25 protein-coding genes and 1 pseudogene are annotated in these 23394 nt (G+C 71.3%); 17 read left to right on the forward strand and 9 right to left on the reverse strand.

Annotated features, from left to right (window positions below):
* The first annotated feature begins 73 nt into the window (after nt 1–73).
* Nucleotides 74–2209, forward strand: a complete 2136-nt coding sequence (locus tag ABZZ20_RS02960) for a SpoIIE family protein phosphatase (protein WP_356866038.1) — start codon at nt 74–76, stop codon at nt 2207–2209.
* 425 nt (nt 2210–2634) lie between these two features.
* On the opposite strand, the gene ABZZ20_RS02965 is transcribed toward ABZZ20_RS02960, so the two are convergent.
* Nucleotides 2635–3366, reverse strand: a complete 732-nt coding sequence (locus ABZZ20_RS02965) for a hypothetical protein (RefSeq protein ID WP_356866040.1) — start codon at nt 3364–3366, stop codon at nt 2635–2637.
* A 160-nt stretch (nt 3367–3526) separates the two neighbouring features.
* Nucleotides 3527–4972 (reverse strand): glyceraldehyde-3-phosphate dehydrogenase, encoded by a 1446-nt coding sequence (locus tag ABZZ20_RS02970; protein ID WP_356866042.1) that lies wholly within the window; start codon nt 4970–4972, stop codon nt 3527–3529.
* Nucleotides 4973–5457: 485 nt separating this feature from the next.
* On the opposite strand from ABZZ20_RS02970, the gene ABZZ20_RS02975 reads away from it, so the two are divergent.
* Nucleotides 5458–5877 carry a hypothetical protein gene (locus ABZZ20_RS02975; RefSeq protein WP_356866043.1) on the forward strand — a complete coding sequence of 140 codons (420 nt, stop codon included), beginning with the start codon at nt 5458–5460 and terminating at the stop codon, nt 5875–5877.
* A 76-nt stretch (nt 5878–5953) separates the two neighbouring features.
* On the opposite strand, the pseudogene ABZZ20_RS02980 reads toward ABZZ20_RS02975, so the two are convergent.
* Nucleotides 5954–6716, reverse strand: a pseudogene (locus ABZZ20_RS02980) (helix-turn-helix transcriptional regulator); the annotation flags it as partial.
* 417 nt (nt 6717–7133) lie between these two features.
* On the opposite strand from ABZZ20_RS02980, the gene ABZZ20_RS02985 reads away from it, so the two are divergent.
* From ABZZ20_RS02985 to ABZZ20_RS03020, 8 genes are all read left to right on the forward strand, one after another.
* On the forward strand, nt 7134–7637 hold the full coding sequence (locus ABZZ20_RS02985; RefSeq protein ID WP_356866045.1) for a GNAT family N-acetyltransferase: 504 nt from the start codon (nt 7134–7136) through the stop codon (nt 7635–7637).
* A gap of 241 nt (nt 7638–7878) precedes the next feature.
* The gene (locus tag ABZZ20_RS02990; RefSeq protein ID WP_356866047.1) at nt 7879–8628 is read left to right on the forward strand and encodes a nucleotidyltransferase domain-containing protein; all 750 of its coding nucleotides are present in this window, start codon (nt 7879–7881) and stop codon (nt 8626–8628) included.
* Between the two features lie 357 nt (nt 8629–8985).
* A complete protein-coding gene (locus ABZZ20_RS02995) occupies nt 8986–9327 on the forward strand; it encodes a metalloregulator ArsR/SmtB family transcription factor (RefSeq protein ID WP_356866049.1) in 342 nt (113 codons plus the stop codon).
* 68 nt (nt 9328–9395) lie between these two features.
* A complete protein-coding gene (locus ABZZ20_RS03000; RefSeq protein ID WP_356866154.1) occupies nt 9396–11054 on the forward strand; it encodes a SulP family inorganic anion transporter in 1659 nt (552 codons plus the stop codon).
* Nucleotides 11051–11479, forward strand: coding sequence for a pyridoxamine 5'-phosphate oxidase family protein (locus tag ABZZ20_RS03005; RefSeq protein WP_356866051.1), 429 nt, complete (start codon nt 11051–11053; stop codon nt 11477–11479). Before ABZZ20_RS03000 ends, ABZZ20_RS03005 begins: the two co-directional genes overlap by 4 nt.
* The gene (locus tag ABZZ20_RS03010) at nt 11476–11904 is read left to right on the forward strand and encodes an ATP-binding protein (RefSeq protein WP_356866053.1); all 429 of its coding nucleotides are present in this window, start codon (nt 11476–11478) and stop codon (nt 11902–11904) included. The genes ABZZ20_RS03005 and ABZZ20_RS03010 overlap by 4 nt, the downstream gene beginning before the upstream one ends.
* A gap of 15 nt (nt 11905–11919) precedes the next feature.
* Nucleotides 11920–12366: an STAS domain-containing protein gene (locus tag ABZZ20_RS03015; protein WP_356866055.1), complete on the forward strand. Its 447-nt coding sequence runs from the start codon at nt 11920–11922 to the stop codon at nt 12364–12366.
* Between the two features lie 184 nt (nt 12367–12550).
* Nucleotides 12551–12886, forward strand: a complete 336-nt coding sequence (locus ABZZ20_RS03020; RefSeq protein WP_356866156.1) for a metalloregulator ArsR/SmtB family transcription factor — start codon at nt 12551–12553, stop codon at nt 12884–12886.
* Nucleotides 12887–13005: 119 nt separating this feature from the next.
* Here the strand turns inward: ABZZ20_RS03020 and ABZZ20_RS03025 are convergent, their stop codons facing one another.
* From ABZZ20_RS03025 to ABZZ20_RS03035, 3 genes are read right to left on the reverse strand one after another with little or no spacing between them, the layout of a single operon-like run.
* Nucleotides 13006–13170, reverse strand: coding sequence for a DUF6126 family protein (locus ABZZ20_RS03025; RefSeq protein WP_356866057.1), 165 nt, complete (start codon nt 13168–13170; stop codon nt 13006–13008).
* Nucleotides 13167–13406 (reverse strand): hypothetical protein, encoded by a 240-nt coding sequence (locus tag ABZZ20_RS03030; RefSeq protein WP_356866059.1) that lies wholly within the window; start codon nt 13404–13406, stop codon nt 13167–13169. The genes ABZZ20_RS03025 and ABZZ20_RS03030 overlap by 4 nt, the downstream gene beginning before the upstream one ends.
* A complete protein-coding gene (locus ABZZ20_RS03035) occupies nt 13403–13816 on the reverse strand; it encodes an ATP-binding protein (RefSeq protein WP_356866061.1) in 414 nt (137 codons plus the stop codon). Before ABZZ20_RS03035 ends, ABZZ20_RS03030 begins: the two co-directional genes overlap by 4 nt.
* Nucleotides 13817–14052: 236 nt before the next feature.
* On the opposite strand from ABZZ20_RS03035, the gene ABZZ20_RS03040 reads away from it, so the two are divergent.
* Nucleotides 14053–14427, forward strand: coding sequence for a hypothetical protein (locus tag ABZZ20_RS03040; RefSeq protein ID WP_356866062.1), 375 nt, complete (start codon nt 14053–14055; stop codon nt 14425–14427).
* Between the two features lie 185 nt (nt 14428–14612).
* Nucleotides 14613–14945, forward strand: coding sequence for a metalloregulator ArsR/SmtB family transcription factor (locus tag ABZZ20_RS03045; protein ID WP_356866064.1), 333 nt, complete (start codon nt 14613–14615; stop codon nt 14943–14945).
* An 81-nt stretch (nt 14946–15026) separates the two neighbouring features.
* Here ABZZ20_RS03045 and ABZZ20_RS03050 read toward each other — a convergent pair whose 3' ends face one another.
* Both ABZZ20_RS03050 and ABZZ20_RS03055 read right to left on the reverse strand, forming a co-directional pair.
* On the reverse strand, nt 15027–16013 hold the full coding sequence (locus ABZZ20_RS03050) for an NAD-dependent epimerase/dehydratase family protein (protein WP_356866066.1): 987 nt from the start codon (nt 16011–16013) through the stop codon (nt 15027–15029).
* Nucleotides 16014–16200: 187 nt separating this feature from the next.
* The gene (locus ABZZ20_RS03055) at nt 16201–16554 is read right to left on the reverse strand and encodes a hypothetical protein (RefSeq protein WP_356866068.1); all 354 of its coding nucleotides are present in this window, start codon (nt 16552–16554) and stop codon (nt 16201–16203) included.
* Nucleotides 16555–16952: 398 nt separating this feature from the next.
* On the opposite strand from ABZZ20_RS03055, the gene ABZZ20_RS03060 reads away from it, so the two are divergent.
* The 4 genes from ABZZ20_RS03060 to ABZZ20_RS03075 all read left to right on the forward strand — a co-directional run bounded on the left by ABZZ20_RS03060 (nt 16953) and on the right by ABZZ20_RS03075 (nt 21054).
* Complete coding sequence (locus ABZZ20_RS03060) at nt 16953–18299, forward strand: discoidin domain-containing protein (protein ID WP_356866070.1); 1347 nt, start codon at nt 16953–16955, stop codon at nt 18297–18299.
* The gene (locus ABZZ20_RS03065) at nt 18299–19600 is read left to right on the forward strand and encodes an MFS transporter (RefSeq protein WP_356866072.1); all 1302 of its coding nucleotides are present in this window, start codon (nt 18299–18301) and stop codon (nt 19598–19600) included. The genes ABZZ20_RS03060 and ABZZ20_RS03065 overlap by 1 nt, the downstream gene beginning before the upstream one ends.
* Nucleotides 19597–20622: a hypothetical protein gene (locus ABZZ20_RS03070; RefSeq protein WP_356866074.1), complete on the forward strand. Its 1026-nt coding sequence runs from the start codon at nt 19597–19599 to the stop codon at nt 20620–20622. The genes ABZZ20_RS03065 and ABZZ20_RS03070 overlap by 4 nt, the downstream gene beginning before the upstream one ends.
* A 153-nt stretch (nt 20623–20775) precedes the next feature.
* A complete protein-coding gene (locus tag ABZZ20_RS03075; RefSeq protein ID WP_356866076.1) occupies nt 20776–21054 on the forward strand; it encodes a hypothetical protein in 279 nt (92 codons plus the stop codon).
* Nucleotides 21055–21144: 90 nt separating this feature from the next.
* Here the strand turns inward: ABZZ20_RS03075 and ABZZ20_RS03080 are convergent, their stop codons facing one another.
* Nucleotides 21145–21906 (reverse strand): TioE family transcriptional regulator, encoded by a 762-nt coding sequence (locus ABZZ20_RS03080; RefSeq protein WP_356866077.1) that lies wholly within the window; start codon nt 21904–21906, stop codon nt 21145–21147.
* Between the two features lie 76 nt (nt 21907–21982).
* On the opposite strand from ABZZ20_RS03080, the gene ABZZ20_RS03085 reads away from it, so the two are divergent.
* Complete coding sequence (locus tag ABZZ20_RS03085; protein ID WP_356866079.1) at nt 21983–23260, forward strand: erythromycin esterase family protein; 1278 nt, start codon at nt 21983–21985, stop codon at nt 23258–23260.
* Nucleotides 23261–23394 lie beyond the last annotated feature (134 nt).

The following is a 23394-nucleotide window of genomic DNA, read 5'->3' on the forward strand; positions in this document are numbered from 1 at the left end:
TCCGGCCGGGCTGCCGCGGGCTCGCCGAGGCACGGGGGCCGACGTGCGAGAGGGTGTGAGGGAACATGGAGGGGTGCGAAACCTTCCGGGGCGCGAGCAGTGGGCGGACCAGAGGGCGCTGGGGGAGGCGCTGATCCAGGCCCGCAGCGCCGCGGGGGCGTCCATCGGCATGCTCTACCTGCCCGATCCCGCACGGCGCGTCCTGCACCTGGCGATGACCACCGGGGTGGCCCGCGAGTTTGCGGCGCCCTGGTCCCGGGTGGGTTTGGACGATCCGATTCCGGTGGCCGACGCGGTACGCGGAGACCGGTTCGTCTGGCTGGGCGACCGGGAGGAAGCAGCCCGCCGCTACCCACGCCTCGGCCTCGTCCTCCCGTACGACTTCGCCCTCGCCGCCGCTCCGGTCACCGCCCGTCCCGCCGAAGCGGCAGGGCCCACGGGGGCCGGCGCGGTGTTCATGTGGCCGGGCTCGCACGCGCCCCGGCTCGACGAACGGGAACGTCGGGCCGTGGAATCGGCCTGTCACCGTCTCGCGCACATCCTGCTGCAGGCCGCCGAAGAAGGGCGGCCGGTCCGGCCGCCGACCCATCCGGTCGTGTTCCAACCGCCCCCGCCCCCCACCCCCGGACCGGTCGAGGCAGCCTTCGCCCTGGCCTTCATCCGGCGGCTGCCGGGCGGCAATGTCGCGCTCGACATGAACGGCAAGATCACCTTCATCACCCCCGAAGCGGCCGACCTGCTGGGCGCGCCCGCCTCCCGCCTGCTCGGCGCCCTGCCCTGGGCGGCCCTGCCCTGGATGGACACGCCCGCGATCGAGGACCACTACCGGGCCGCGGCGATCAGCCGCCTGCCCCGAACCTTCACCACCGCGCACCCGGCCGGACGGTACCTGCGCTTCGACCTCTACCCGGACGACACCGGGATCAGCGTCCGCATCACCCACGTCACCGACCTGTCCGTACCGCCGGCCGCCGCTCCCACGACCGCCCCCCAGGAGGCGGGGCCCAGCCGCGCCACCGCCCTCTACCAGCTGATGCACCTGGCGGCCACGCTCACCGAGGCGGCCCATACGCGCGATGTGGTCGATCAGGCCGCCGACCAGCTGGTTCCCGGTCTCGGGGCCCAGGCCATGGCCCTTCTGGTCGAGGAGGAACGGCGCCTGCGCATCATCGGCTACCGCGGCCATACGAGCGCACTCATGGCCCACTACGACGGGATCTCGCTGAACAGCGGCACTCCCACCTCCCACGTCCTGCGGACCGGCACCCCCCTGTTCTTCGAGGACGTGAGCGAACTCCGGGCCGCGTTCCCGACCCTTGAGATCTTGGACGGCATGGCGGCCTGGGCCTTCCTGCCCCTGATCGCCTCCAACCGTCCCGTCGGCTCCCTCGTCCTTTCCTACGCCCACCGTCGTTCCTTCGCGCCCGGCGAACGGGCCGTGCTGTCCTCCATCGCCGGCCTCATCGCCCAGGCCCTGGAACGGGCCCGCCTCTACGACTCCACCCACCAGCTCGCCCACAGCCTGCAGACCGGCCTGCTGCCGCACGCCCTGCCGCACGTCCCGCACCTTGAGGTGGCCGCCCGGTACCTGCCCGCGGCAGAGGGCCTCGACATCGGTGGTGACTTCTACGACCTCATCCGCATCGACGAGACCACCGTCGCGGCCACCATCGGCGACGTCCAGGGCCACAACGTCAACGCCGCCGCCCTCATGGGTCAGGTCCGCACGGCCGTCCACGCCAGCGCCGGCGCCCCGCCGGCAGAAGTCCTCGCCCGTACCAACCGGCTCCTGACCGACCTCGAACCGGGACTCTTCACCAGCTGCCTGTACGCCCACATCGACCTCGCGGCCCACACCGCCCAGCTGGCCACGGCCGGCCACCCGCCACCCCTGCTGCGCCACGGCGACGGTCCGGCCGAGATGCTCCGTCTGCCGCCCGGCCTGCTGCTGGGCATCGACCCCGAGGCGTCCTACACGGCGGTGGAGATCCCCTTCACCCCCACCACCCTGCTCACCCTCTACACGGACGGCCTGGTCGAGGCGCCCGGTCGAGACCTGGAGGACGCCATTCGCGAGAGCGCCGCCCAGATCACGGCAACCCCGGAGCACTACGCGCTGACCCGTCTGGCGGACGACCTCATCGCCCATGCGCAGGGCATCGCCCCCCGCACCGACGACATCGCCCTGCTCCTCCTGCGCTCCTGGTGACCGGTCCGCTCCTGCGGCGACGGCACCGGAACGTGACGGAGCCCGGGAGCATATCCAGCTCCCGGGCTCCAGTTTGCCACCCATTTGCGCACACCGGCGGCGTTTAAGAGTCGCGGATCATTCTGAGATCGACGTGTTCTGCCTTTGAACTACCGCGCCACGAGAGAGGCGCAGAGGGGACTTGAACCCCCATCCATCGATGATCGTCCGCGCTCGGTCGATCCGGCGTTCGGCGGCGAATGCTGAGACTGGAGCGAGAATCTGAGTTTCACGGGGCCGCCTCTGCCAGGCTTGGGCCACCCCGGCTCGTGTGCCGGGGGAGGGATTCGAACCCCCAACTGACACCCCTTGGTCAGCTTCAACATCAGTTTCAGCTTTGCGCTCTTCGCGCACCCCCCCCGCTCGCACAGGGGGCGATCTTGAGGCTACCGGAACAGGTAGCCGAACACCGCGTCCCCGACCCGCTGGTCGGTGACTTCGACGCCGTTGGCCTCCTCGCGGGCGAACTTGACGGCCTGCTGGAGCTTCTCGACCCGGTCGAGGAGCTCGTTGACCCGGCGGGCCGGGAGCGCGCCGGAGAACTTCACCGTCGTCCAGTAGCCGACGGGCACGTCCTCGTAGTACACCTCGACCTGGGCCGGGTGCTTCTCGGTGGCCTCGGCCTTCACGTGGTTGCGCGGCACCTTCTTGGTGCGGATCGTGCGGACCGGGTCGGTCTTCCAGGAGTCCGTCGACGGGTCGAGGTTCCAGGCCTCCGAGGCGTCCAGCACGGGGAGCTTACGTACGAACGTGTGCAGGTCAGTGAGCTGCTTCTCAAGGAACAGCAGGTAGGGGACCGGCACTTGGGGCAGCAGAACCGTTCCGTCGATGACGACGTCCGCGGCTGCCGTACGGTTCGCCCAGTCCTTCGTCGCCGTCACGTCGAACAGTCGCGTGAGCGTTCCCGCCGTCGCGCGCAGCACGTCCTCCGCCTTGACCTGTACCCGCGTGGACTCGGGCGGCAGTTGCTCGCCCTCTTCGTCCTTGGGCTGGTACGTCCGCGAGATGCCGGCGAGCAGCGCCGGCTTCTGGACGTCCTGGTGGGCTTGGGTCAACTCCTGGAGAGACTTGGACTTGACGCCCTTCTCCACTGCGATGATCTGATTCAACTTCGGCACACGAGGAACCTAACAGCACTCCGGTGCACCGCACATCCGAGTTTTCGCGCGGTGTGCGTCCCGCTCCGTCCGGCCCGCGGTGGGGGCGATGCGATCCCCGTCGGGATCGGGTCGCCCCCACCGCGGGCACGGCGGATGGGGCGGTCGGTCCGCGGGGGGATCAGACCGCCGGAGCCGGGTAGGTCGGGTACTCCACCCCGGAGACGTGCTGGACGACGCGGATGACCTGGCACGAGTAGCCGAACTCGTTGTCGTACCAGAGGTAGAGGATCGCGTTGTCACCATCGACCTTGGTGGCGCCGGCGTCGACGATCGAAGAGTGGCGCGAGCCGATGAAGTCGCTGGAGACCGCGTCGGGCGCGCTGGTGAAGTCGATCTGGCGCTTGAGCGGCGAGGTCAGCGACACGTTCCGCAGGTAGTCGAGGACTTCCTCACGGTTGGTCTCGCGCCCGAGGCGCAGGCTGAGGATCGCGATCGAGACGTCCGGCACCGGGACGCGGATCGAGCTGCCGGTGATCGGGGCCTTGAGGTCGGGCAGTGCCTTCGCCACGGCGGAGGCGGCGCCGGTCTCGGTGATGACCATGTTGAGCGGCGCGGAGCGGCCACGACGGTCGGCCTTGTGGTAGTTGTCCAGCAGGTTCTGGTCGTTCGTGAACGAGTGGACGGTCTCCACGTGGCCGCGCAGGACGCCGTACTCGTCGTCCATCGCCTTCAGCGGCGGCACGATCGCGTTGGTCGTGCAGGAAGCACAGGAGATGACCTGCTCGTCCGGCTTGATCGTGTCGTGGTTGACACCGTGGACGATGTTGGGGACGTCGCCCTTGCCGGGCGCCGTCAGGACGACCTTGTCGATACCGGGGCGCAGGTGCTTGGACAGGCCCTCGCGGTCGCGCCACTTGCCGGTGTTGTCGATGAGGATCGCGTTCTGGATGCCGTACGCCGTGTAGTCGACCTCGGACGGGTCGTTGGCGTAGATCACCTTGATCTCGTTGCCGTTGGCGATGATCTTGCTGTTCGTCTCGTCAACGGTGATCGTGCCCTGGAACTGGCCGTGGATGGAGTCGCGGCGCAGCAGCGAGGCGCGCTTGACGATGTCCTGGTCGCCGCCCTGGCGGACGACGATGGCGCGCAGTCGCAGGCCGTTGCCGGAGCCGGCCTTCTCGATGAGCAGGCGGGCGACGAGGCGGCCGATGCGGCCGAAGCCGTAGAGGACGACGTCGCGGGGCTCGCAGCGCTCGATCTTGTTGGCGCCCGTGGCGCCGGCGACCGCCTGGGCGGTGAACTCGGCCACCGACAGGCCGCGGTCGTCGGCCTTGTAGGTGGTGGCCAGCATGCCGATGTCGATCTGCGAAGGGCCGAGATCGAGCGCGGTGAGGGCCTGCAGGAACGGCAGCGTCTCGGTGACGGAGAGTTCCCCGCCGGCTATCTGCCGAGCGAATCGGTGGGTCTTCAGGATGCTGACCACCGACTTGTTCACCAAGGAGCGGCTGTGGAGCAGGATCGTGACGTCCTGCTCCCGGTGCAGCTTCCCGATGATCGGGATCATCGACTCCGCGATCTCCTCGCGGTTCTTCCAGTTGGTGAACGAGTCGTCATTGACAGTCACAGGTTTATCTTTCGAGCTAGGCGGCGCTCACATGCTAACCCCCCTGCCGCTTTGATCACTCAAGTGGTCCTGCCCGAGTCGGATGGCGACTGGACTTATGGCGATTTATCCGATGTTTCCCCGGGGCGTCGTCGCCACCAACCCCGAGGCGCACCGGGACCCGCCCCGGGGGAGACCCCGCGATGGCCGAGCCGTGGGCAGGGGCGGGCTGAGGCTGGGGTAGGGCGGGGTACGGCCCCGGCCATGGCTGCTGGATCTCGCCGCGCCGTTGACGGCGCCCCGGCGGTGGATGTCCCCGCCGCTCCGGCGGTCCCCGTGCGCTCGCAGCCTCGGGTCGGCCCGCGGCGGCTCGTGGTGCGCGGCCCGCCCGGGGCGCAGGGGTGAAGACGTATCCATCATGACAGGTCAGAAGCGGTTTTCGTAGGACCAACGGCACAGCCTGAGAACCTTGTTCGGGCACCCGTACGGCCTGGAAGATCGCCGTCATGAATCACTCGGCGAACATCGATCAGTCGACAAACATCAATCACGACGCGGTACTTCGAGCCCGGGTGGCCCTCCTCGGATCGGAGGAGCCGTCGAGCCGGCAACAGGTCGCCGCCTACCGCGTGCTCGTCGAGGTGAACCCGCTGGTGTACCTGCCCCGGCTGGCGGTCGCGCTACTGGAGTACAGCCGGCAGGAGTTCGCCCACCAGCCGCAGACGGCGCTGGCCCTCCGGGCCGAGTCCGTCGCTGCCGCGCGGCGCATGTGCGCTCTGGAGCCGGGACGGGAGGGACTCCTCCTCAACTCGCTGACCCGCTACCGCGAGCAACTGGTCCTGATGGACCGCCAGGCGGACGTTCCCGCCGTGGACGAAGAGATCGCCCTCATCGAGTCCGACCACGGGCGCGCTGCCGGCCGCTGAACCGCGCACCTGCCCGGCTGATCCCCGCCCGGTGCGCAGGGCCCGCCGAAGTCCTTCCGGCGGGCCCCGACGGGCCTCAGCCGGCGATCGGGTACATGGCTCCCCGCCGCCCTTCCGCCGACGACAGCCACTCCAGCTTCTCGGCCGTGTCGGTGCCCGGCAGCGGGGTGTGCAGCACGATCGACAGGTCGGGGCGGGCCGGGACCCGTAGCTGCGTCGACTCGACGAACAGCGTGCCCACCACCGGGTGCTCGATCTCCTTCTGCATCTGACCGCCGGGACGGATGTCCCGCTGGTCCCACAGCCCGGAGAACTCCGGGCTGACCTTCTTGGCCTCCTCGACGACCGCCTGGAACCCCTCGTCGCCGGGCCATTCCGAGCACGCCGCCCGGAACTGCGCGACCACCGTACAGGCGATCTCCGCAGTGCCTCGAACGGGCCTTGTAGAGGGGGTCGGTGAAGAACGCGATCAGACAGTTCTGCACGATCTCCGGTCGCATGCCCAGCACCAGCGCTGCCGCGTCGTTGTACATCACGGTGTTCCAGTACCCGTCCATGATGTGAGCGGGGAACGGCATCCACGCGTCGATCAGCCGCCTCAGGCCCTGGCACATGTCCCGGTCGGCCGGCGCCACCTCCAGGGCGGGCGGGTTGAGCCCCGCCAGCACGTACAGGTGCCGGCGCTCGGCGCTCGTCAGCTTGAGGACCCGGCCCACCGAGTCGAGGACCTGGGGCGACACCGTGATGTCGCGGCCCTGCTCCAGCCACTGGTACCAGGACACCCCCACCCCCGCGAGCACGGCGACCTCCTCCCGGCGCAGGCCGGGCGTGCGACGGCGCACCCTGCCGTCCCTGCCGGCGCTCGGCAAGGACCTGGGACTGAGCCGGTCGGCGCTCCCCTGGGCGGTCACCGCCTTCTTCGCCGGCTCGTACGCCGCGAAGGTCATCGGACGCTTCGGCGCCCGGCGCACCCTGATCGGCTCGCTCTTCGGCGGGCTGAGCCGGACCGGGGTCGGCGCCGGGGCGCACCGTCCACGGCGCCGTCCCCGATCCCCCGAAGGGTGCAGCGCGCGGGCACCCGGCACGGCTGTCCCGCGGGTCGGGGGCCGGCCGTGCCGGACGATCGGTGCGAGCACGCGGGCGAGCGCAGGGCAAGTGTGGGGCGAACGCTGCCGCCAGGACCGGCCATGACGGTCCGTCCGCTGGTCGCGATAACCGCCGCGCGGCCCCGCCGATCGGTGCGTAAGCTGTCCGGCGTGATCAGTTTGGAGCGGCTCCGGGCCGACCACGCCCAAGCGTTGCTGGCCTTCGAACGCCGGAACCGGGCGTACTTCGCTCGGTCCGTGCCGGATCGTGGGGACGCCTACTTCGCCGAGTTCGCCGCCCGGCACCGCGCCCTCCTCGCGGAGCAGGACGCCGGCGTGTGCCATTTCCACGTCGTCCTGGACGAGCAGGGGGAGTTGACCGGCCGCGTCAATCTCGTCGACGTCGCGGAAGGGGCCGCCGAACTCGGCTACCGGATCGCAGAGCACGCGGCGGGCCGGGGCACAGCCACGGCCGCGGTCGAGGAAGTGCGCCGGCTGGCAGCCACCGCGTACGGGCTCCGCGCACTCACCGCCGTCACGACGCTGGACAACCCGGCGTCCATGGCCGTGCTCCGCCGCAACGGCTTCCTCGTGGTGGGGGACGTCGACATCGACGGGTGCCCCGGCCTTCGGTACCACCTCCGACTCAGCTCCACGCCGGAGCGCCAGGAGTAGTCCGACCCGGTGGGCGGGGCCCCGGCTCCGCCTCCGGGCCCGTCGCGGCAGTGACGTAGGAACACGAGGGTGTGGGGCTCGGGCTCACCTTGCGGCCGGGCAGACGAAGGTCATCGGAGCGGACCCGATGTGGACCGACCGCCGGGCGGCGGAGCCCTGAGCCGCGAGCGGCGCCGCGAACGGGCCGCACCTGCGACAAAGCCTCTCGGTGCGCGGACCGGTACGTGGAATCATGCCGGACATGGATCTTGAACGACCGATCGAACAGGCCCGACGTCTCGTACGGGACCGCTTTCCCGATGCCCTTGCCGTGATCCTGGCCGGTTCCACGGCGCTGGGGCGGGCGACCGCCAGCAGCGATCTCGACCTCGCGGTGCTCGTCGAGGACGGCGGGGAGACGTGTCGGGAGACGATCCGGTTCGAGGGGCGGGTCGTGGAGCTCTTCGTCCACACCCGCGCCGGGCTCGAAGACCTCTTCGCCGCGGACGCCGCCGCACGCCGCGCGGTCCTCCAGAGCATGTACGCCACCGGTCTCGTCCTGCTCGACAGGGAGGGGGAGGCCGTACGCGCCCGGGCGCTGGCCGAAGCGGATCTGCGTAATGGCCCGCCCGCGCTGGAGCCGGAGATCGTCGAGACGAAGCGGTACGGGCTGACGGACGCGCTGGACGACCTGGGCGACGCCGTCGACCCCGCGGAGCGCCTTGCCGTGGCCGGGTTCGTCCTGACTACGGCTGCGGACCTGCTCTTCGACCACCACCGGGTGTGGGCGGGCGGCGGGAAATGGCTGCCGCGGCGCCTTCGGGAGGCGGACGGCGTACGCGGCGCGGCCCTGCTCGAAGGACACCTGCGCCTGTGCGGGTCGGGGAACCCGGCCGCCTTGATCGAGGCCGCCTCGCAGGTCCTCGACCTCGTGGGCGGCCCGCTGCGCGAGGGGTACCGCCGGGTTTGGCAGGGCGTCATCGACTCGGTCGCGGCCGGCACCGGGCGCTGACGGACGACCGACCGTACCCAAGGGCGCCCCGGAACACGCCCGGGCCCGCCGCCCGAAGAGGGCCAGGCGGGTCGTGCGCCCGGCCCCCCGCCCGCCCGGGCCGCCCCGCCCGCCCCGCCCGCCCGGGCCGCCCCGCCCCGCCCGCCCGGGCCGCCCCGCCCGCCGGCCCGCCCGGGCCGTCGTCCGACGGCGGCCCGGCCCGCGAGCCCGTAGATCGAGAGCGGCCCCACGGATCCACGAATTGCAAAATTCTGCAATTCCATACATCATGAGGTTGTTGTATTTGCAGGTGTCGGAAGGGTTGCGTCACCAGGCCCTTCCCCGGCTGCCAGGGTCATCGAACGAAGGTGGGAGAACATGGCGGTTCCGCTGTACCAAGCGAAGGCCGAGTTCTTCCGGATGCTCGGCCACCCGGTGCGCATACGCGTACTGGAACTGCTCCAGCCCGGGCCGATGCCGGTACGGGAACTGCTCGCGGCGATCGAGGTCGAGCCCTCGGCCCTGTCTCAGCAGCTGGCGGTCCTGCGGCGCTCCGGGATCGTCACCTCGGCGCGCGACGGCTCGACGGTGGTCTACGAGCTCGCCGGCGGCGACGTGGCGAACCTGATGCTCGCCGCCCGACGCATCCTGACCGAAGTGTTGGTCGGGCAGACCGGGCTCCTGGCGGAGCTGCGGGAGGGAGAGGTGTCCGCACCGTGAACGCCCTACTCCTCGGTGCGGCCCGGCGCCTGCGTGCGGTGCTGCCCGTCCGCGCCGACTTCACCGCGATGGGCCGTGCGCCGCGCCGGGACCTGCTGGCCGGGCTGACCGTCGCGATCGTCGCCCTGCCCCTGGCCCTGGGCTTCGGGGTGTCCTCGGGGCTCGGCGCCGAAGCCGGACTGGCGACCGCAGTGGTCGCCGGCGCCCTCGCCGCCCTCTTCGGCGGGTCGAACCTCCAGGTGTCCGGGCCGACCGGTGCCATGACCGTGGTGCTCGTGCCGATCGTCGCCGCGTACGGGCCCGGCGGGGTGCTGACGGTCGGCCTCATGGCCGGCGTGCTGCTCATAGCCCTCGCCCTGCTGCGGGCGGGACAGTACATGCGCTACGTGCCGGCGCCGGTGGTGGAGGGATTCACCCTGGGGATCGCGTGCGTGATCGGCCTCCAGCAGGTGCCCAACGCCCTCGGGGTGCCCCAACCAGACGGCGAAAAGGTCGTCCTCGTGGCCTGGCGGGCCGTCGTGGACTTCGCGCAGTCCCCGAACTGGACCGCCATCGGACTCTCCCTCGGAGTGGCCGCGGTGATGCTGCTCGGCGCGCGTTGGCGGCCGGCGGTTCCGTTCTCGATCGTCGCGGTCATCGCCGCCACGCTCGTCGTCCAGGTCTTCTCCCTGCACGGGGCGGCTCCCATCGGGAACCTCCCGGCCGGGCTTCCCGCACCCTCCCTCGCCTTCCTCGACCCGTCGGCGCTCGGCTCCCTGATCGCCCCGGCGATAGCCGTGGCCGCCCTGGCCGCGCTCGAATCGCTGCTGTCGGCGACGGTCGCGGACGGCATGACGGTCGGGCAGAAGCACGACCCGGACAAGGAACTGTTCGGCCAGGGCATCGCCAACCTGGCCGCGCCGCTGTTCGGCGGTGTGCCCGCGACGGCGGCGATCGCCCGCACCGCGGTCAACGTGCGTTCCGGAGCCTCCTCCCGCCTCGCCGCGCTGACCCACGCCGTGGTCCTCGCGGCGATCGTGTTCGCCGCCGCACCGCTGGTCTCCAAGATCCCGCTCGCCGCGCTGGCCGGCGTCCTGCTCGCGACCGCGGTACGGATGGTCGAGGTCGGCGCGCTGCGCGCGATGGCGAAGGCAACCCGCTCTGACGCGCTCGTACTGGTCCTGACCGCTGCCGCCACGCTCGTGCTGGACCTCGTGTACGCGGTGATCATCGGCCTCGTCGTCGCCGGAGCCCTCGCCCTGCGCGCCGTCGCCGCCCAAGCCAGCCTGAACCAGGTCGACTTCCGCCCGGACCTGCCCGGCGAGCACAGCGACGAGGAACACGCGCTGCTGGCCGAACACATCGTCGCCTACCGGCTCGACGGGCCGCTGTTCTTCGCCGGCGCCCACCGCTTCCTCCTCGAACTCTCCGAGGTCTGCGACGTGCGCGTGGTGATCCTGCGCATGTCCCGCGTGACGACGATGGACGCCACGGGCGCCCTCGTCCTGAAGGACGCGATCGAGAAGCTGAACCGGCGCGGCATCGCCGTGATGACCTCCGGCATCCGCCCCAGCCAGCGCCAGGCCCTGGACTCCGTCGGCGCGCTCGAACTCCTACAGAACGAAGGCCGGGAGTACGCCACCACCCCCGAAGCCATCGCCGGAGCCCGCAAGTACCTGGAACAGGCTGGCCTGGTGCCGGTCGGGCACTGGCCACACCCCCACCACACCCGGAAGGCCCCGCGATGACCGCCCCAGCCCACGCCGGCCTCCACATGATCGAGGTCTCCGGTACCGAAGCCCTGTGGCTCCTGGAAGGCTCCTCACAGGGGAGGCTGGTCTACCTCCAGCGCGAGCAGGCCGTCGTCCGCCCCGCCTCCCACGTCATGGAGTACGGGCGGCTCGTCGTCCGCGCTCCCGTCCAGGCCTCGGCCGTCCCCCGCAGAGCGCAGCTCACGTACCACGCCGACGAGATCGGCAAGCCGACCGGAACCGGCTGGACCGTCACCGTGTACGGCCCGGCCGACGTCATCGCCGACCCCGACGAGGCCGCCCACTACCGGCGCACGCTGCCCGGCTGGACCCACGGCCCGCACGACACCCTGCTGCGTTTGCACCCCCAGTCCGTGTCCGGGTTCCGCCTCGCCCGCCCCGTCGCCGGAGCGGGCCGGTGACGGCAGTACAGCTGGAGACGCTTCCGTACCGGCACGTACTGACCGTGCCGCCCGTGGGCTCGGCCGTACGCATCGCCCGCGAGACCGCCGAACTGGTCCTGGTCGAGTGCGGCGTCGGGCTGTGCCACCCGAGCGTCGGACCGGCGCTGCTCATCCTGGCCGAGCTCGTCACCAACGCGGTCCGGCACGCCGCCGCGCTCACCCCGACGATCACGGTCACCTATGCGTACGGGCCGGGCGTGCTCGCCTTCGCCGTCCACGACCGCCACCCCTATCAGCCGCCCATGTACGGCGCCCTCGCCACGGCCCCCGGCAGCGGACTCGCCACCGTGGTCGAAATGACCATGGAGCTCGGCGGCACCGCCGTCATGCGCGGCGACGCGGACGGGCGAGGCAAGAGCATCTGGATCACTCTCCCCCTGTGAAGCCGAGGAACTGACATGACGATCGAGTGGCGCTACACCACACACGAGGGCCTGGGCGTGCTGTCCCTGGCCGGATACCTCGGCGCGGACGCGACCGCCCGCTTCACCGGAGCGGTCGGCTGGGCCCTGGCCCGCGGCACCGGGCCGGTCGTCCTCGACCTCACCGAACTCCTCGGCTGGTCGGCCGGCGGGCAGTTGGCGGTCGCGCAGGCCGCCCGCAGGCTCGCCGCGAACGGGCGGACCCTGGAACTGGCCGCGATCCCTGCGGACGGCTCCCTGGTCCCGGCCGCCGACGGCCCGGCCGTGATCGTTCACTGCGACCTGCACTCCGCGCTGGCCGCCCACCACCGGGGGGACGAGGCGTCGTTCCACCCGCGGGGCGGGGGAGCCGGCAAGGAGTGGCACACCGACGACTGGCCCGATGGGCAGCGGTCGACCGAGCCGGCGAGGACGGGATCATGAGCGACAACCTCGTCACGAACCGGGACGCGGGTGTTCCACAATTGCAGGAATCTGCAATTGTGGAGGTCACACACTATGAGTGGGGGCGCGGGACGTCCCCCGGGACGATGAGCGTTGGGTGGACGAGGTGCGCAGTACACGCGCGACGGGCAAGGCGGACGAAACCGACGGCGGCACCGCACAGGTGAGTACGCCGCTCTACCAGCTCAAGGCGGAGTTCTTCAAGACCCTCGGCCACCCGGTCCGCATCCGTGTGCTGGAACTGCTCAGCGAGCGCGAGCGCGCGGTCTCCGAGATGTTGCCCGAGGTGGGCGTCGAAGCGGCCAGCCTGTCCCAACAGCTCGCGGTCCTGCGCAAGGCCAACCTCGTCGTCACCCGGCGCGAAGGCTCCACCGTGTACTACCGACTCACCAGCCCCCGGGTCGCGGAACTGCTGCGCGTGGCGCGCGGCATCCTCTCCGGGGTGCTCGAAGGGCAGGCCGAACTCCTGGCCGACCTCCGGGCCACCAACCCCAGCTAGTACGGTGGCGCGCCCACCGGGGCGCGGTGTGCGTGCCTCCTGACGGCGGCCGTCCCCCGTAGTGCGGGTTCCCTCGCGCTTGTGACACCGGGGGACGGCCGCTCCTTTTCCGCGGCGTCCTATTTCTGGGCGTGCTGGCCCAGGTAGAACAACAGCCACACGAACCCGGCGAACAGGTGCGTGCCGAAGATGTAGAAGAAGGCGCGCAGTGCGACGCCCCTCTCCTTCCACGTCTCGTGGTTCGCCGCGGCGGCAGCGGACTCCTCCGGTGTGTGGTCGCTCACGACTGCTCGTCTCCCTGTGTGGGGCTACCGGGTTCCTGCCCGTGTGGCGGGTGCTCGTGGGCCCGTACGTCTGCGCGCGCGTACGGCTGTATGCGGACCTTCACGCCGTGGCGGCCCGCCCATGTCAGGACGTCGCGGACCTCACCGGCGTCCGCCACGTGCGTGGCGGTTTCCTGGCTCGCGTCCAGGTAGGTGATCTCGTACATCCGGGTCACCTGTGCGTCGTTGCTGTTCACGGCGTGCCCTCCGGCAGGACGAAGCGGACCACGACCGACTTGCCGTGTCCTGCGGGAGCGGCCTCGACCCGTACGTCTCCGGCGTGGAGGCGGGCGAGTTCGCCGACCGCCCGCAGGCCTTGACCCGAGGCCAGGACTGCCGGCGTGACCGGGCGCGGGTCCAGGTCACCGACGTCGATCACCAGCAGGTGGTCGGTCATCGTGAGGGTGACCTCGGCATGGGGGGAGCGCCCGGCGTGGCGCACGGCGTTGGCGACGAGTTCGCTGACCACCAGCAGTGCGGCCCCGAACAGGGAGGAGCCGGCCGCGAGACCGAACAGCACCAGCGACCGTTCCGTACGCTCCCGCGCGGCACGCACCGAGCCCGGCACCAGGGGGACGGTCCAGGTGTGTCTGCGTTCGACGGCCACACCCTACCCCCACTCACATCCTGAACTGGTGAATTGCATAACTCTGCAAGTCTAGCGGTAGCGAGAGGGAGGCGGGTCGGGCGGATCTTAGCCGGGGGAGGAGGTGTTTTCCGTCAAATCCCCTGTTCTCCTCACGGCCCTGCGCACGCTCAGTAGCGTCAGCAGCACAGAGGTCCGGCGCGGTGCGGAAGCGTGGCGTCGGGCGTGGACGGAGAGAAGAGAGGGCGCGGGCGCCGATGGCAAATGTGGAAGTCTCCCTGAAGGAGACGATGACCTCGATCGAGGGCACGCTGGGAGCTGCACTGGTGGACTACACCAGCGGTATGGCGCTGGGAACTCTCGGCGGCGGCAAGGACCTCGACCTGTCGGTCGCAGCCGCGGGCAACACCGACGTGATCCGGGCGAAGGTCCGCACCATGGAAATGCTGGGTCTGAAGGACGACATCGAGGACCTGCTCATCACGCTGGGAAGCCAGTACCACCTGATCCGGTTGCTCAAGGGGCGCGGGGGCAGCGGTCTGTTCCTGTACGTCGTGCTGGACAAGGCCAACTCCAACCTGGCCATGGCCCGTCACCAGCTCAAGCGCATCGAATCCGCTTTGGAGCTATAGCCCTTGCTCGCTCGGGCCCACGCATGCCCACGAATTGAAGAACTCTTCAATCCGGCACATCCGAAAATGGTCAAACAGGGGCGCGCGTGGGCCCGTCGGGCGAAATGATGGGTACCGGCGGCCGGGCGGCTCGGGACCCGCAGCCGCAAGCACGGGTCCAAGCAACGGCGGGAGCGTTAGTGGGCATGCAGGTACCCCTGTACCAGGCGAAAGCCGAGTTCTTCCGCATGCTCGGACACCCCGTCCGGATCCGGGTCCTGGAGCTCCTCCAGCAAGGCCCCATGCCGGTGCGCGATCTCCTGACGGAGATCGACATCGAGGCGTCCAACCTCTCCCAACAACTGGCGGTCCTGCGCCGCTCGGGAATCGTCGTCTCCACCCGCGACGGTGCGACCGTCAACTACGCCCTCGCCGGCGGGGACGTCGCCGACCTCCTGCGCGCGGCCCGTCGCATCCTCACCGAACTCCTGGCGGGCCAGTCCGAACTGCTCGCCGAACTCCGGCAAGTGGAAACGTAGACCGGTACCACGGCCCCGGTGGGCGGGCGTTGGGGGCCGGCGACCGGGCTCCCGGCTGCCAGCCGCCGAGGGCCGGAGCCGTCAGCCCAGAGCCTCGATCAGCGCGCGCTCGCGCGCGGCACTGAGACCGGCGCGCCTCGGTCGGTCGAGCCCCGACTCGCGTTCCCAGCGCAGCGTGTCGGCCACCAACTCCGCCCGGGAGCGTTGGCGGAGTCCCGCGGCGCGCGCCGCAGAGCCGTCCCGGGCCGACCACCCTTCCCAGCCCGGCTCGACCAGCCACATCGGCAGCGACTCGGCCCCCATGTACTGGGCCACGCCGTTCGCGAGCAGCCACGCCGAGTCGGCGGTGACCACCGGGCCCGTGTGGCCGCCCGCGGCCCGGGACAGCGCGATCCATTCGCCGAACGGAACGACGGGCCCGACGGCGTCGTACGTACCGGTGATCCTCGCCTCCGCGGCGTCGAGCAGCCAGGCGGCGAGGTCCCGTACGTCGATCGCCTGGGTCGGTGCAGCCGGTGCACCGGGAACCAGCATCGGCCCGTCCGGATCTCGTGCGGCCCGCGCCACCCAGTAGCCGGAGCGCCCGCTGTGATCGCCCGGGCCGCCGATGAGGCCGGCCCGGGCGATGAGGAGACGGTCGCCCACGGCCGCCGTAGACGCCTGCTCGCAGGCGACCTTCGCCTCGCCGTACAGGGCGCGGTCGGCTTCGCTCCGGTCGGTCGGGGCGAGGAGTGCCGAGGACTCGTCGGCGTGCGGCGTGGCGTGGGAGGCGTAGGCGCTGATGGAGGAGACGTAGGCCCAGTGCCCGGCCCTGGCGCCCAGTGCGGCGAGCGCCCCGCGTACGAAGCCGGGTTGCCAGGACACCTCGACCACCGCATCCCATGCGCGGTCGAGCAGCGGCGCGTACACCGAAGGGTCGCGCCGGTCGCCGGCCACCAGCGTCGCCCCGTCCGCGACTCCTCCGCTCTCGCCACGAGCCAGGCACGTCACCCGATGGCCCCGCTCGACCGCCTGACGGGACAACTCCCGTCCCACCCATGCCGTTCCGCCCAGAACCAAGATGTCCATGCGGAGAGCCAAGCACCGCGGACACCTCTGATCCAGAGCAGTTCGCCGACGGCGCACCCGGCGCCTCGTCCGTCGGGCGAGGGTCGCCCGCTCCTCGGGGGTACCCCGCGGGCCGTGCGGTGCGGGCTGCGAAGGCCCCGTGGGGGGTGCCGGGCACCGCGCCCACGTGCCGGGGCCTTCGCTGGGCTCAGGATCCGGAGCGGTCGACGGCGCTCGTGACCGGGATGTTGATGCCCAGGTTCCGGATCAGCACCCACTCGACCTCGTCCCCCACGTCGAACTCGCCTTCGACGTCGGTATCGGTGACGACCTGGGCGACCGTCGTCGTCGGGTCCTGCTCCCGCAGGTTGAGGTGGAGCACCTCGGGAGTCGCCACGATCGGGGGACTGGCGAGCTCCAGGCGCAGTCGGAAGCCCGGTGTGGGGCAGGCCCCCGCGCCTTCCACCCTGACCCGGCGCGCGCCCTTGTCCGTGCGGTACTCCGTTGCGGTGAAGTGCTCCGCCTTGTACTCGCAGGCGGTTCCATTGGTCGGTTCAGCCATGGTCGCTCCTCTTCGAGGAGGTGCTGCCCCGATGCCGGTGTTCGGTGCCGGCCCGTTCTCGGCAACACCCACGAGAGATCACCTTCTGCGGCCCCGGCGCGAGGTGCAACTCGGGGCGGCCTCCAGCGGCAGGGTTCGGCCACATCCGCATGACGAGAACCCCTCGCGTCGCACGGGGCACGAACTGGGTGTGTCGGGGGACTGGTAGGAAACTTTACTGTTCGCTAGCATCCCGGGCGGCGGCTCGGCGCGGTGCCCGGTCCTTCGGGGCATGACGCGCTCAGCGAGAGCTCTGACCCGGCCGCCACGGCGCTGGACCCTGCCCGGACGCGGGCCGGCGTGCGGCGTCACGTCCCGTTGCCCAGCTCTCCCCCCTCCCCAAGGGCAGGAGCCCAAGGATGCGTCCGAACACTTCACCCCCACCCCTCACTCCCACGCGACGACACGGCACGCTCACGGTCGTCATCGCCGTACTCGCCCTCGTCGGAGCGCTGCTGCTGGCCCTGCCCGAACAGGCCGGCGCTGCCGCCGACCCCCTCATCTCGCGGGGAAAACCCGCCACCGCGTCCTCCGTCGAAACCTCCGCCCTCGGTCCGCAGAACGCCTTCGACGGCGACCCGGCCACCCGCTGGGCGAGCGCCGAGGGTGCGGATCCGCAATGGGTGCGCGTCGACCTCGGCGGCGCCGCCAACGTCACCCGGGTCGCCCTGAGGTGGGAGGCGGCGTACGCCAAGGCGTACCGGATCGAAATCTCCGCCGACGGAGCCTCCTGGACCCCGCTCGCCCAGGAGACGGCAGGTAACGGCGGCACCGACGACTGGACCGCCCTGTCCGGCAAGGGCCGCTACCTGCGCGTGTACGGGACCGCGCGGGGCACCTCGTACGGCTACTCGCTGCACGAGGTCGAGGTGTACGGCACCGTCGACAGCGGGCCCCCGCCCACCGGTGCCTTCACCGTGGTGGCCGCCGGGGACATCGCCGCCCAGTGCACGGCCTCCGACAGCGGATGCGCCCACCCCAAGACGGCCGCGCTCGCCCAGACGATCAACCCGAAGTTCTACCTGACCATGGGCGACAACCAGTACGACGACGCCCGGATCGGCGACTACCGCGCCTACTACGACAAGACCTGGGGCGCCTTCAAGAACAAGACGCACCCGGTGCCCGGCAACCACGAGACGTACGATCCGGCCGGATCCCTGGCCGGCTACAAGACCTACTTCGGCTCGATCGCGTACCCGCAGGGGAAGAGCTACTACAGCTTCGACGAAGGCAATTGGCACTTCATCGCCCTCGACTCCAACTCCTTCGACCAGAGCGCCCAGATCGACTGGCTCAAGGCCGATCTCGCCCGGAACAGCAAGGCGTGCATCGCCGCCTACTGGCACCACCCGCTGTACTCCTCGGGCGGCCACGGCAACGACCCGGTCAGCAAACCGGTTTGGAAGATCCTCTACGCCGCCAAGGCCGACCTGGTGCTGAACGGGCACGACCACCACTACGAGCGGTTCGCCCCGCAGGACCCGAACGGGAAGGCCACCGCCGACGGCATCACCGAGATCGTGGGCGGCATGGGTGGCGCCGAGCCGTACCCCATCGAGAACGTCCAGCGCAACAGCCAGAAGCGGATCAGCGGCCAGTACGGCGTGCTGAAGCTGGACTTCACCGACACCGGCTACAGCTGGAGCTACGTCGGCACCGACGGCAAGGCCAAGGACACCAGCCCGAAGTACACCTGCCACTGATGTACCTGGCGACCACAGGCCGCCGTGGCGCACCGGCTCCGCCCCACCCCGGCGGGGCGGGCCGGCGCGTCCCCGGCACCGTCCTGGCACTCGGCACGGTCAGCCTCGTCACCGACGTCTCCTCCGAGATGATCACCGCGGTGCTGCCGCTCTACCTGGTCCTCGGACTGGGTCTGTCACCCCTCCAATTCGGTTTCCTGGACGGCCTCTTCAACGGTGCCACCTCGCTCGTGCGGCTGCTCGGCGGCCACGCGGCCGACCGCGGGCACCGGCACAAACGGGTGGCCGGGATCGGGTACGCGCTCTCCGCCTGCTCCCGGCTGGGCCTCCTGCTCGCCGGCGGCGCCACCGCCGGGATCGCAGCGGCCCTCGCCGCCGACCGCGTCGGCAAAGGCATCCGTACGGCCCCCCGGGACGCCCTCATCACGCTGAGCAGCCCGCCCGAAGCGTTGGGCCGCTCCTTCGGCGTGCACCGGGCCATGGACACCACGGGCGCCCTGCTCGGCCCGCTCGCCGCGTTCGCCCTGCTGTGGGTGACGGCCGGCGCCTACGACGCGGTGTTCGTCGTCAGCTTCTGCACCGGCCTGCTGGGGGTGCTGCTCCTGGTCCTGTACGTTCCCGGGCGCCCCGCAGCACCACCCCCGCGCCCGACCCCACCGGCCGCGAGGGCCCTCGGAGCCCTACGGGACCCCGCCTTCCGGCGCATCCTCGCGGCCACCGCGCTCCTCGGCGCCGCCACCGTCGGCGACGCCTTCGTCTACCTCCTGCTCCAACGCCGCCTCGCCCTCCCCACCAGCTGGTTCCCGCTGCTCCCGCTTGGCGCGGCAGCCGCCTACCTCCTGCTCGCCGTACCCGCCGGTCGCGTCGCCGACCGGGTGGGGCGCCGACTGCCCTTCCTGTACGGGCACATCGCGCTGCTCTGTGTGTACGTCGCGCTCCTCACCCCGGGCGACGCCCCCGCCTCCCTCCTCCTCGGGTCCGTCCTCGTACTGCTCGGCGTCTTCTACGCCACCACCGACGGCGTGCTGATGGCCCTTGCCGGGCCCGTCCTGCCAGCCGACGGCAGGGCGGGCGGGCTGGCCCTGCTCCAGAGCGGCCAGGCCCTGGCCCGGATGCTCGCCGCGGTGGGCTTCGGCGCCGCATGGACACGGTGGGGCTCGTCTCCCGCACTGTGGGCTGCGGCGGCCGCCCTGTGCGCCGCGCTCGTCGGAGGCTGGGCACTGCTGCCGCGCACCCCTTCCGACGTCCCGGCCCCCGAGGGGCCGCCCGAAGTCCCCACTCCCGAGAGGCGAACCGTATGAGCGCCGGGTTCCCCAGGCCCCTGACACCGCTCGGCCCCTGGGCCCGTACCGCCGTCGTGGTGACGGCGCTGCTGCTGCTCGCGGGCGGCTCCGTCGGCTACGTCCTGCACGCGGGCCACCGCTCGGCGGGCGGCCGGGCGGACTCGGTCACCGACGCCTCGGTCACCCTCGGCGGACCGGCCCTGTACTTCCGCGACTCGGCCACGGGACGGGTCGCACACCAGCCGCTCACCGGATCCCCGGGCGCCCGCACCACCGGCGGCCCCTCCTGCGACCGGTTCTACGCCGCCGCCGACACCGCGCTGTGCCTGCGCGCCGAACCCGGGGTGCTGCCGAAGACCCACGCGATCGTCCTCGACCGCCGGTTGCGCGAGGTGCGCCGGATCACCGTGCCTGGCATTCCCAACCGGGCCCGCGTCTCCGCCTCCGGGCAGATGCTGTCCTGGACCGTGTTCGCCACCGGAGACTCGTACGCCACCAGCACCTTCTCCACCCGGACCGCCATCCTCGACCTGCGCACCGGCTACCTCGTCACCTCCATCGAGCAGATACCCCTCACCATCGACGGTGTCCGCCACCACGCCCCCGACGTCAACTACTGGGGGGTCACCTTCGCCCGCGACGACAACCGCTTCTACGCGACCGTCTCGACCAAGGGCCGCACCCACCTCGTCGAGGGGAACGTGCGGGACTGGTCCGCGAGCGCGTTGCGGCAGAACGTCGAATGCCCCTCCCTGTCGCCCGACGGGACCCGGATCGCGTTCAAGAAGAAGGTGTCCGAAGACCCGGCCGCGCCGTGGCGGCTGTACGCCCTCGACCTGCAGACCATGCGCGAGACCCCGCTCGCCGAGACGCGCAGCGTCGACGACCAGGCGGCCTGGCTCGACGACGGCACCGTGGGCTACGCGCTGCCGGGCGGCGGCGACGGCCGGGCCGGCGACATCTGGAGCGTCCCCGCGGACGGCAGCGGCACACCCCGGCTCATCGTCGCCGGCGGTACCTCACCAGCGGCGGTGCGGTGAGTGCGCCGCCGCGCGATGCCGTCGCCCGGGGGAGCACCGACGGTAGCCGGCGAGGTCCGCCCGAGCCGGACCTGCGCGGTCGGGCGCGGCACGCGGACGGCGTGGACATCGAGATACCGGCGGGCCGCCCGGCCGGTGGCTAGCCTGGGCTGCATGACCACCCCCGCTGCGCCCGACCCCGCCGCCGTTCCGGACCGCTACACCGTCGTGCTGCGCCCCGGACCCTTCGACCACGGGGGAGGAGACCGCCGTGGCGTGGTGCGCACGGCGCTGGTCGAGGCCACCGGAGGCTTCGGCGCCTCCGGCTATCCACGGTACGAGGGTGAGGGCGTACAGGCAGACATCGACCCCAGGACCCGGGCCGTCGAGGCAGTGACGGTGGACGGCGCAGAACTTCCCTACGGCTGGGTGGCTCAACTGGCAGACAAATAGCGGCTGTTCCGCCCCCGGCCAGGGGGTACGGCGGGCCGGCGCGTGCCGACGCGCAACAGGCGCGGGGAACCGGCCGCGCCGGCAGGAACGTCAGCCGTGCTGCGCGGCTGAGCCGGGTCGAGCGTCGTCCAGTACGTGGAGGTACTCGGCAAGAGCGCCGGCGGCGACGAGCATGGCTCGGCCGCGGTCGGTGAGCCGTTGTCGCCAATCGTCGAGCGAGCGGGCCAGCGGCTCGGGGCCGCCCGCGCCGCGGACCTGGTGCATGACCGTGGTGATGTGGTTCAGGCGGTACCCACCGCGTCTGAGCATGTGGGCGAGCTGGGCGTCTCGGACGTCCCCCGCGGCGTACGCGCGGTGGTGGGTACCGGGGGCGCGTCCGGGCACCAGGACCCCGGCTCGTTCCCACTTCCTCAGGGTCGCCGGCGAGACGTCCAGCCGACGGGCGAGTTGGCCGACCGAGAGCGGGCCGTCCGGCAGACCGGCGGCGGGGGGCCGGCCGAGCGCGTCGACGGTGGCTTCGACGGCGTCGAGCGTTTCCCGGTCGCGGAGCAACTGGGCGTGGCTGCGGTCCACCGCTCGGAGTGCGGCGTCCAGATCGCCGCGGTTGGCCGCCTGCATGATCTGACCGCTGGTGGCGTAGCCGTGTGCGGGCACGAGCGCCAGGTAGGCGCGCAGGGCGTGGACGTGCACGGACGAGTAGCTGCGGTAGCCGCTGGGCGTGCGCTCGGCCGGCGGCAGCAGCCCGTCGCGCTCGTAGTTGCGTACCGCTTGGGTGGAGATCCCGTGCTCCCTGGCGAGGTGCACGGGGCGGAAGCGCTCACCTGCGACCTGTACGGCGGTTTGAAGCTTCATGCCTCATGATTCTCGTGAATGGGGGTCGATCAACCGGTCAAGTTTAAACGGGTGGTTCAACGATACGGTAGAAGTCATGACTTCGACTTCTCCGATGGCTGCGGCCGTCCACGGGTCGTTCGCCCTCGACGACATCCACGAACTCACTGCGGCACTGGCCTCCCTCCTGGAAGCGTGTGACCCGCCGCCGAAACTGCTGGCACTCGGTGAGCCGACGCACGGCGAGCCGGCCTTTCCGCGGTTGCGCAACCGCATCCTCCGGGCGCTCGTCGAGCACGGCTTCCGCTCGATAGCGGTGGAGACCGACCAGATCGCTGCGCTCGACGCCGACGCGTTCGTCCGCGGCGGAGCCGGGACGCTCGACCAGGTCATGGCCGAGGGCTTCAGCCACGGCTTCGGCCAACTGGACGCCAACCGCGAGCTGGTGGCCTGGATGCGCGCGTACAACCAGGGCCGTCCGGCAGCCGAGCAGCTGGCGTTCTACGGTTTCGATGCGCCTCTGGAGACGACCAGCGCACCCAGCCCCCGTCGTTACCTGCGCCACCTCCACGGCTACCTGACCGAGCACCTCGGCCCGGACTCGTTCCTCCACGGTCACACGGACCTGGAGCGACTCCTCGGCGACGACGAACACTGGAGCGACCCAGCGGCGTTGACGGACGCCGCGAGGTCCATCGGCGCCTCGACGCAGGCCACGAGGCTGCGGGCCGTCACCGACGACCTGCTGACCACCCTGCATGCCCAGGTGCCGCGCCTCGTCGCGGCTTCCTCGATGAACGACTGGCAACAGGCCGAGATGCACGGCAAGGCCGCGCGGGGCCTACTGCGCTACCACGCACAGCTCGCCGAAGCGACGTCCCCCGCCGCGCGCGTGTCACGCCTGCTCGCCGTCCGCGACACCCTGATGGTCGAGAACATACGGGCCGTCCGCGCCCGCGAGCAGCATCGCGGCCCGACGCTGCTGTTCGCCCACAACCGTCACCTCCAACGCAACCTGAGCGCCGTGCACCTGCCCGACATGGACCTCGAATGGTTCAGCGCCGGTGCCATCACCGCCACCCTGCTCGGTGACGGCTACACCTTCATCGCCAGCAGCCTCGGCACGAGCGCCGCGCTCGGACTCCACTCGCCCCCGGTGAACACCTTTGAGGCCGCGATGCACCAGGCGCCGTACGGATGCGCCCTCTTCGACGCGCACCGGCTGCGCGAGGCCCTCGGCGCCTCGGCCAGGGCACTGCACGTCCGCACGGACGTCCGCCCCGAGCAGGGGTACTTCCCGCTCGATGCCGCAACTCTTGAGCACTGCGACGCCGTACTGCACATCGCCTCGGCAAGCGGCCACACCGCCAGGTGACTTCCCCCGCACACCCCATCGATGGAGTCAGGGAGACAGGATGAGCATGGCCGCGAGGACGGATGCGCAGTCGCCTGCGCTGCACGCTGCCGATAGCCACGATCTGATCCGCGTGCACGGCGCGCGTGAGAACA

The sequence above is a fragment of the Streptomyces sp. NPDC006430 genome, from assembly GCF_040612395.1.
Lineage (GTDB): Bacteria > Actinomycetota > Actinomycetes > Streptomycetales > Streptomycetaceae > Streptomyces.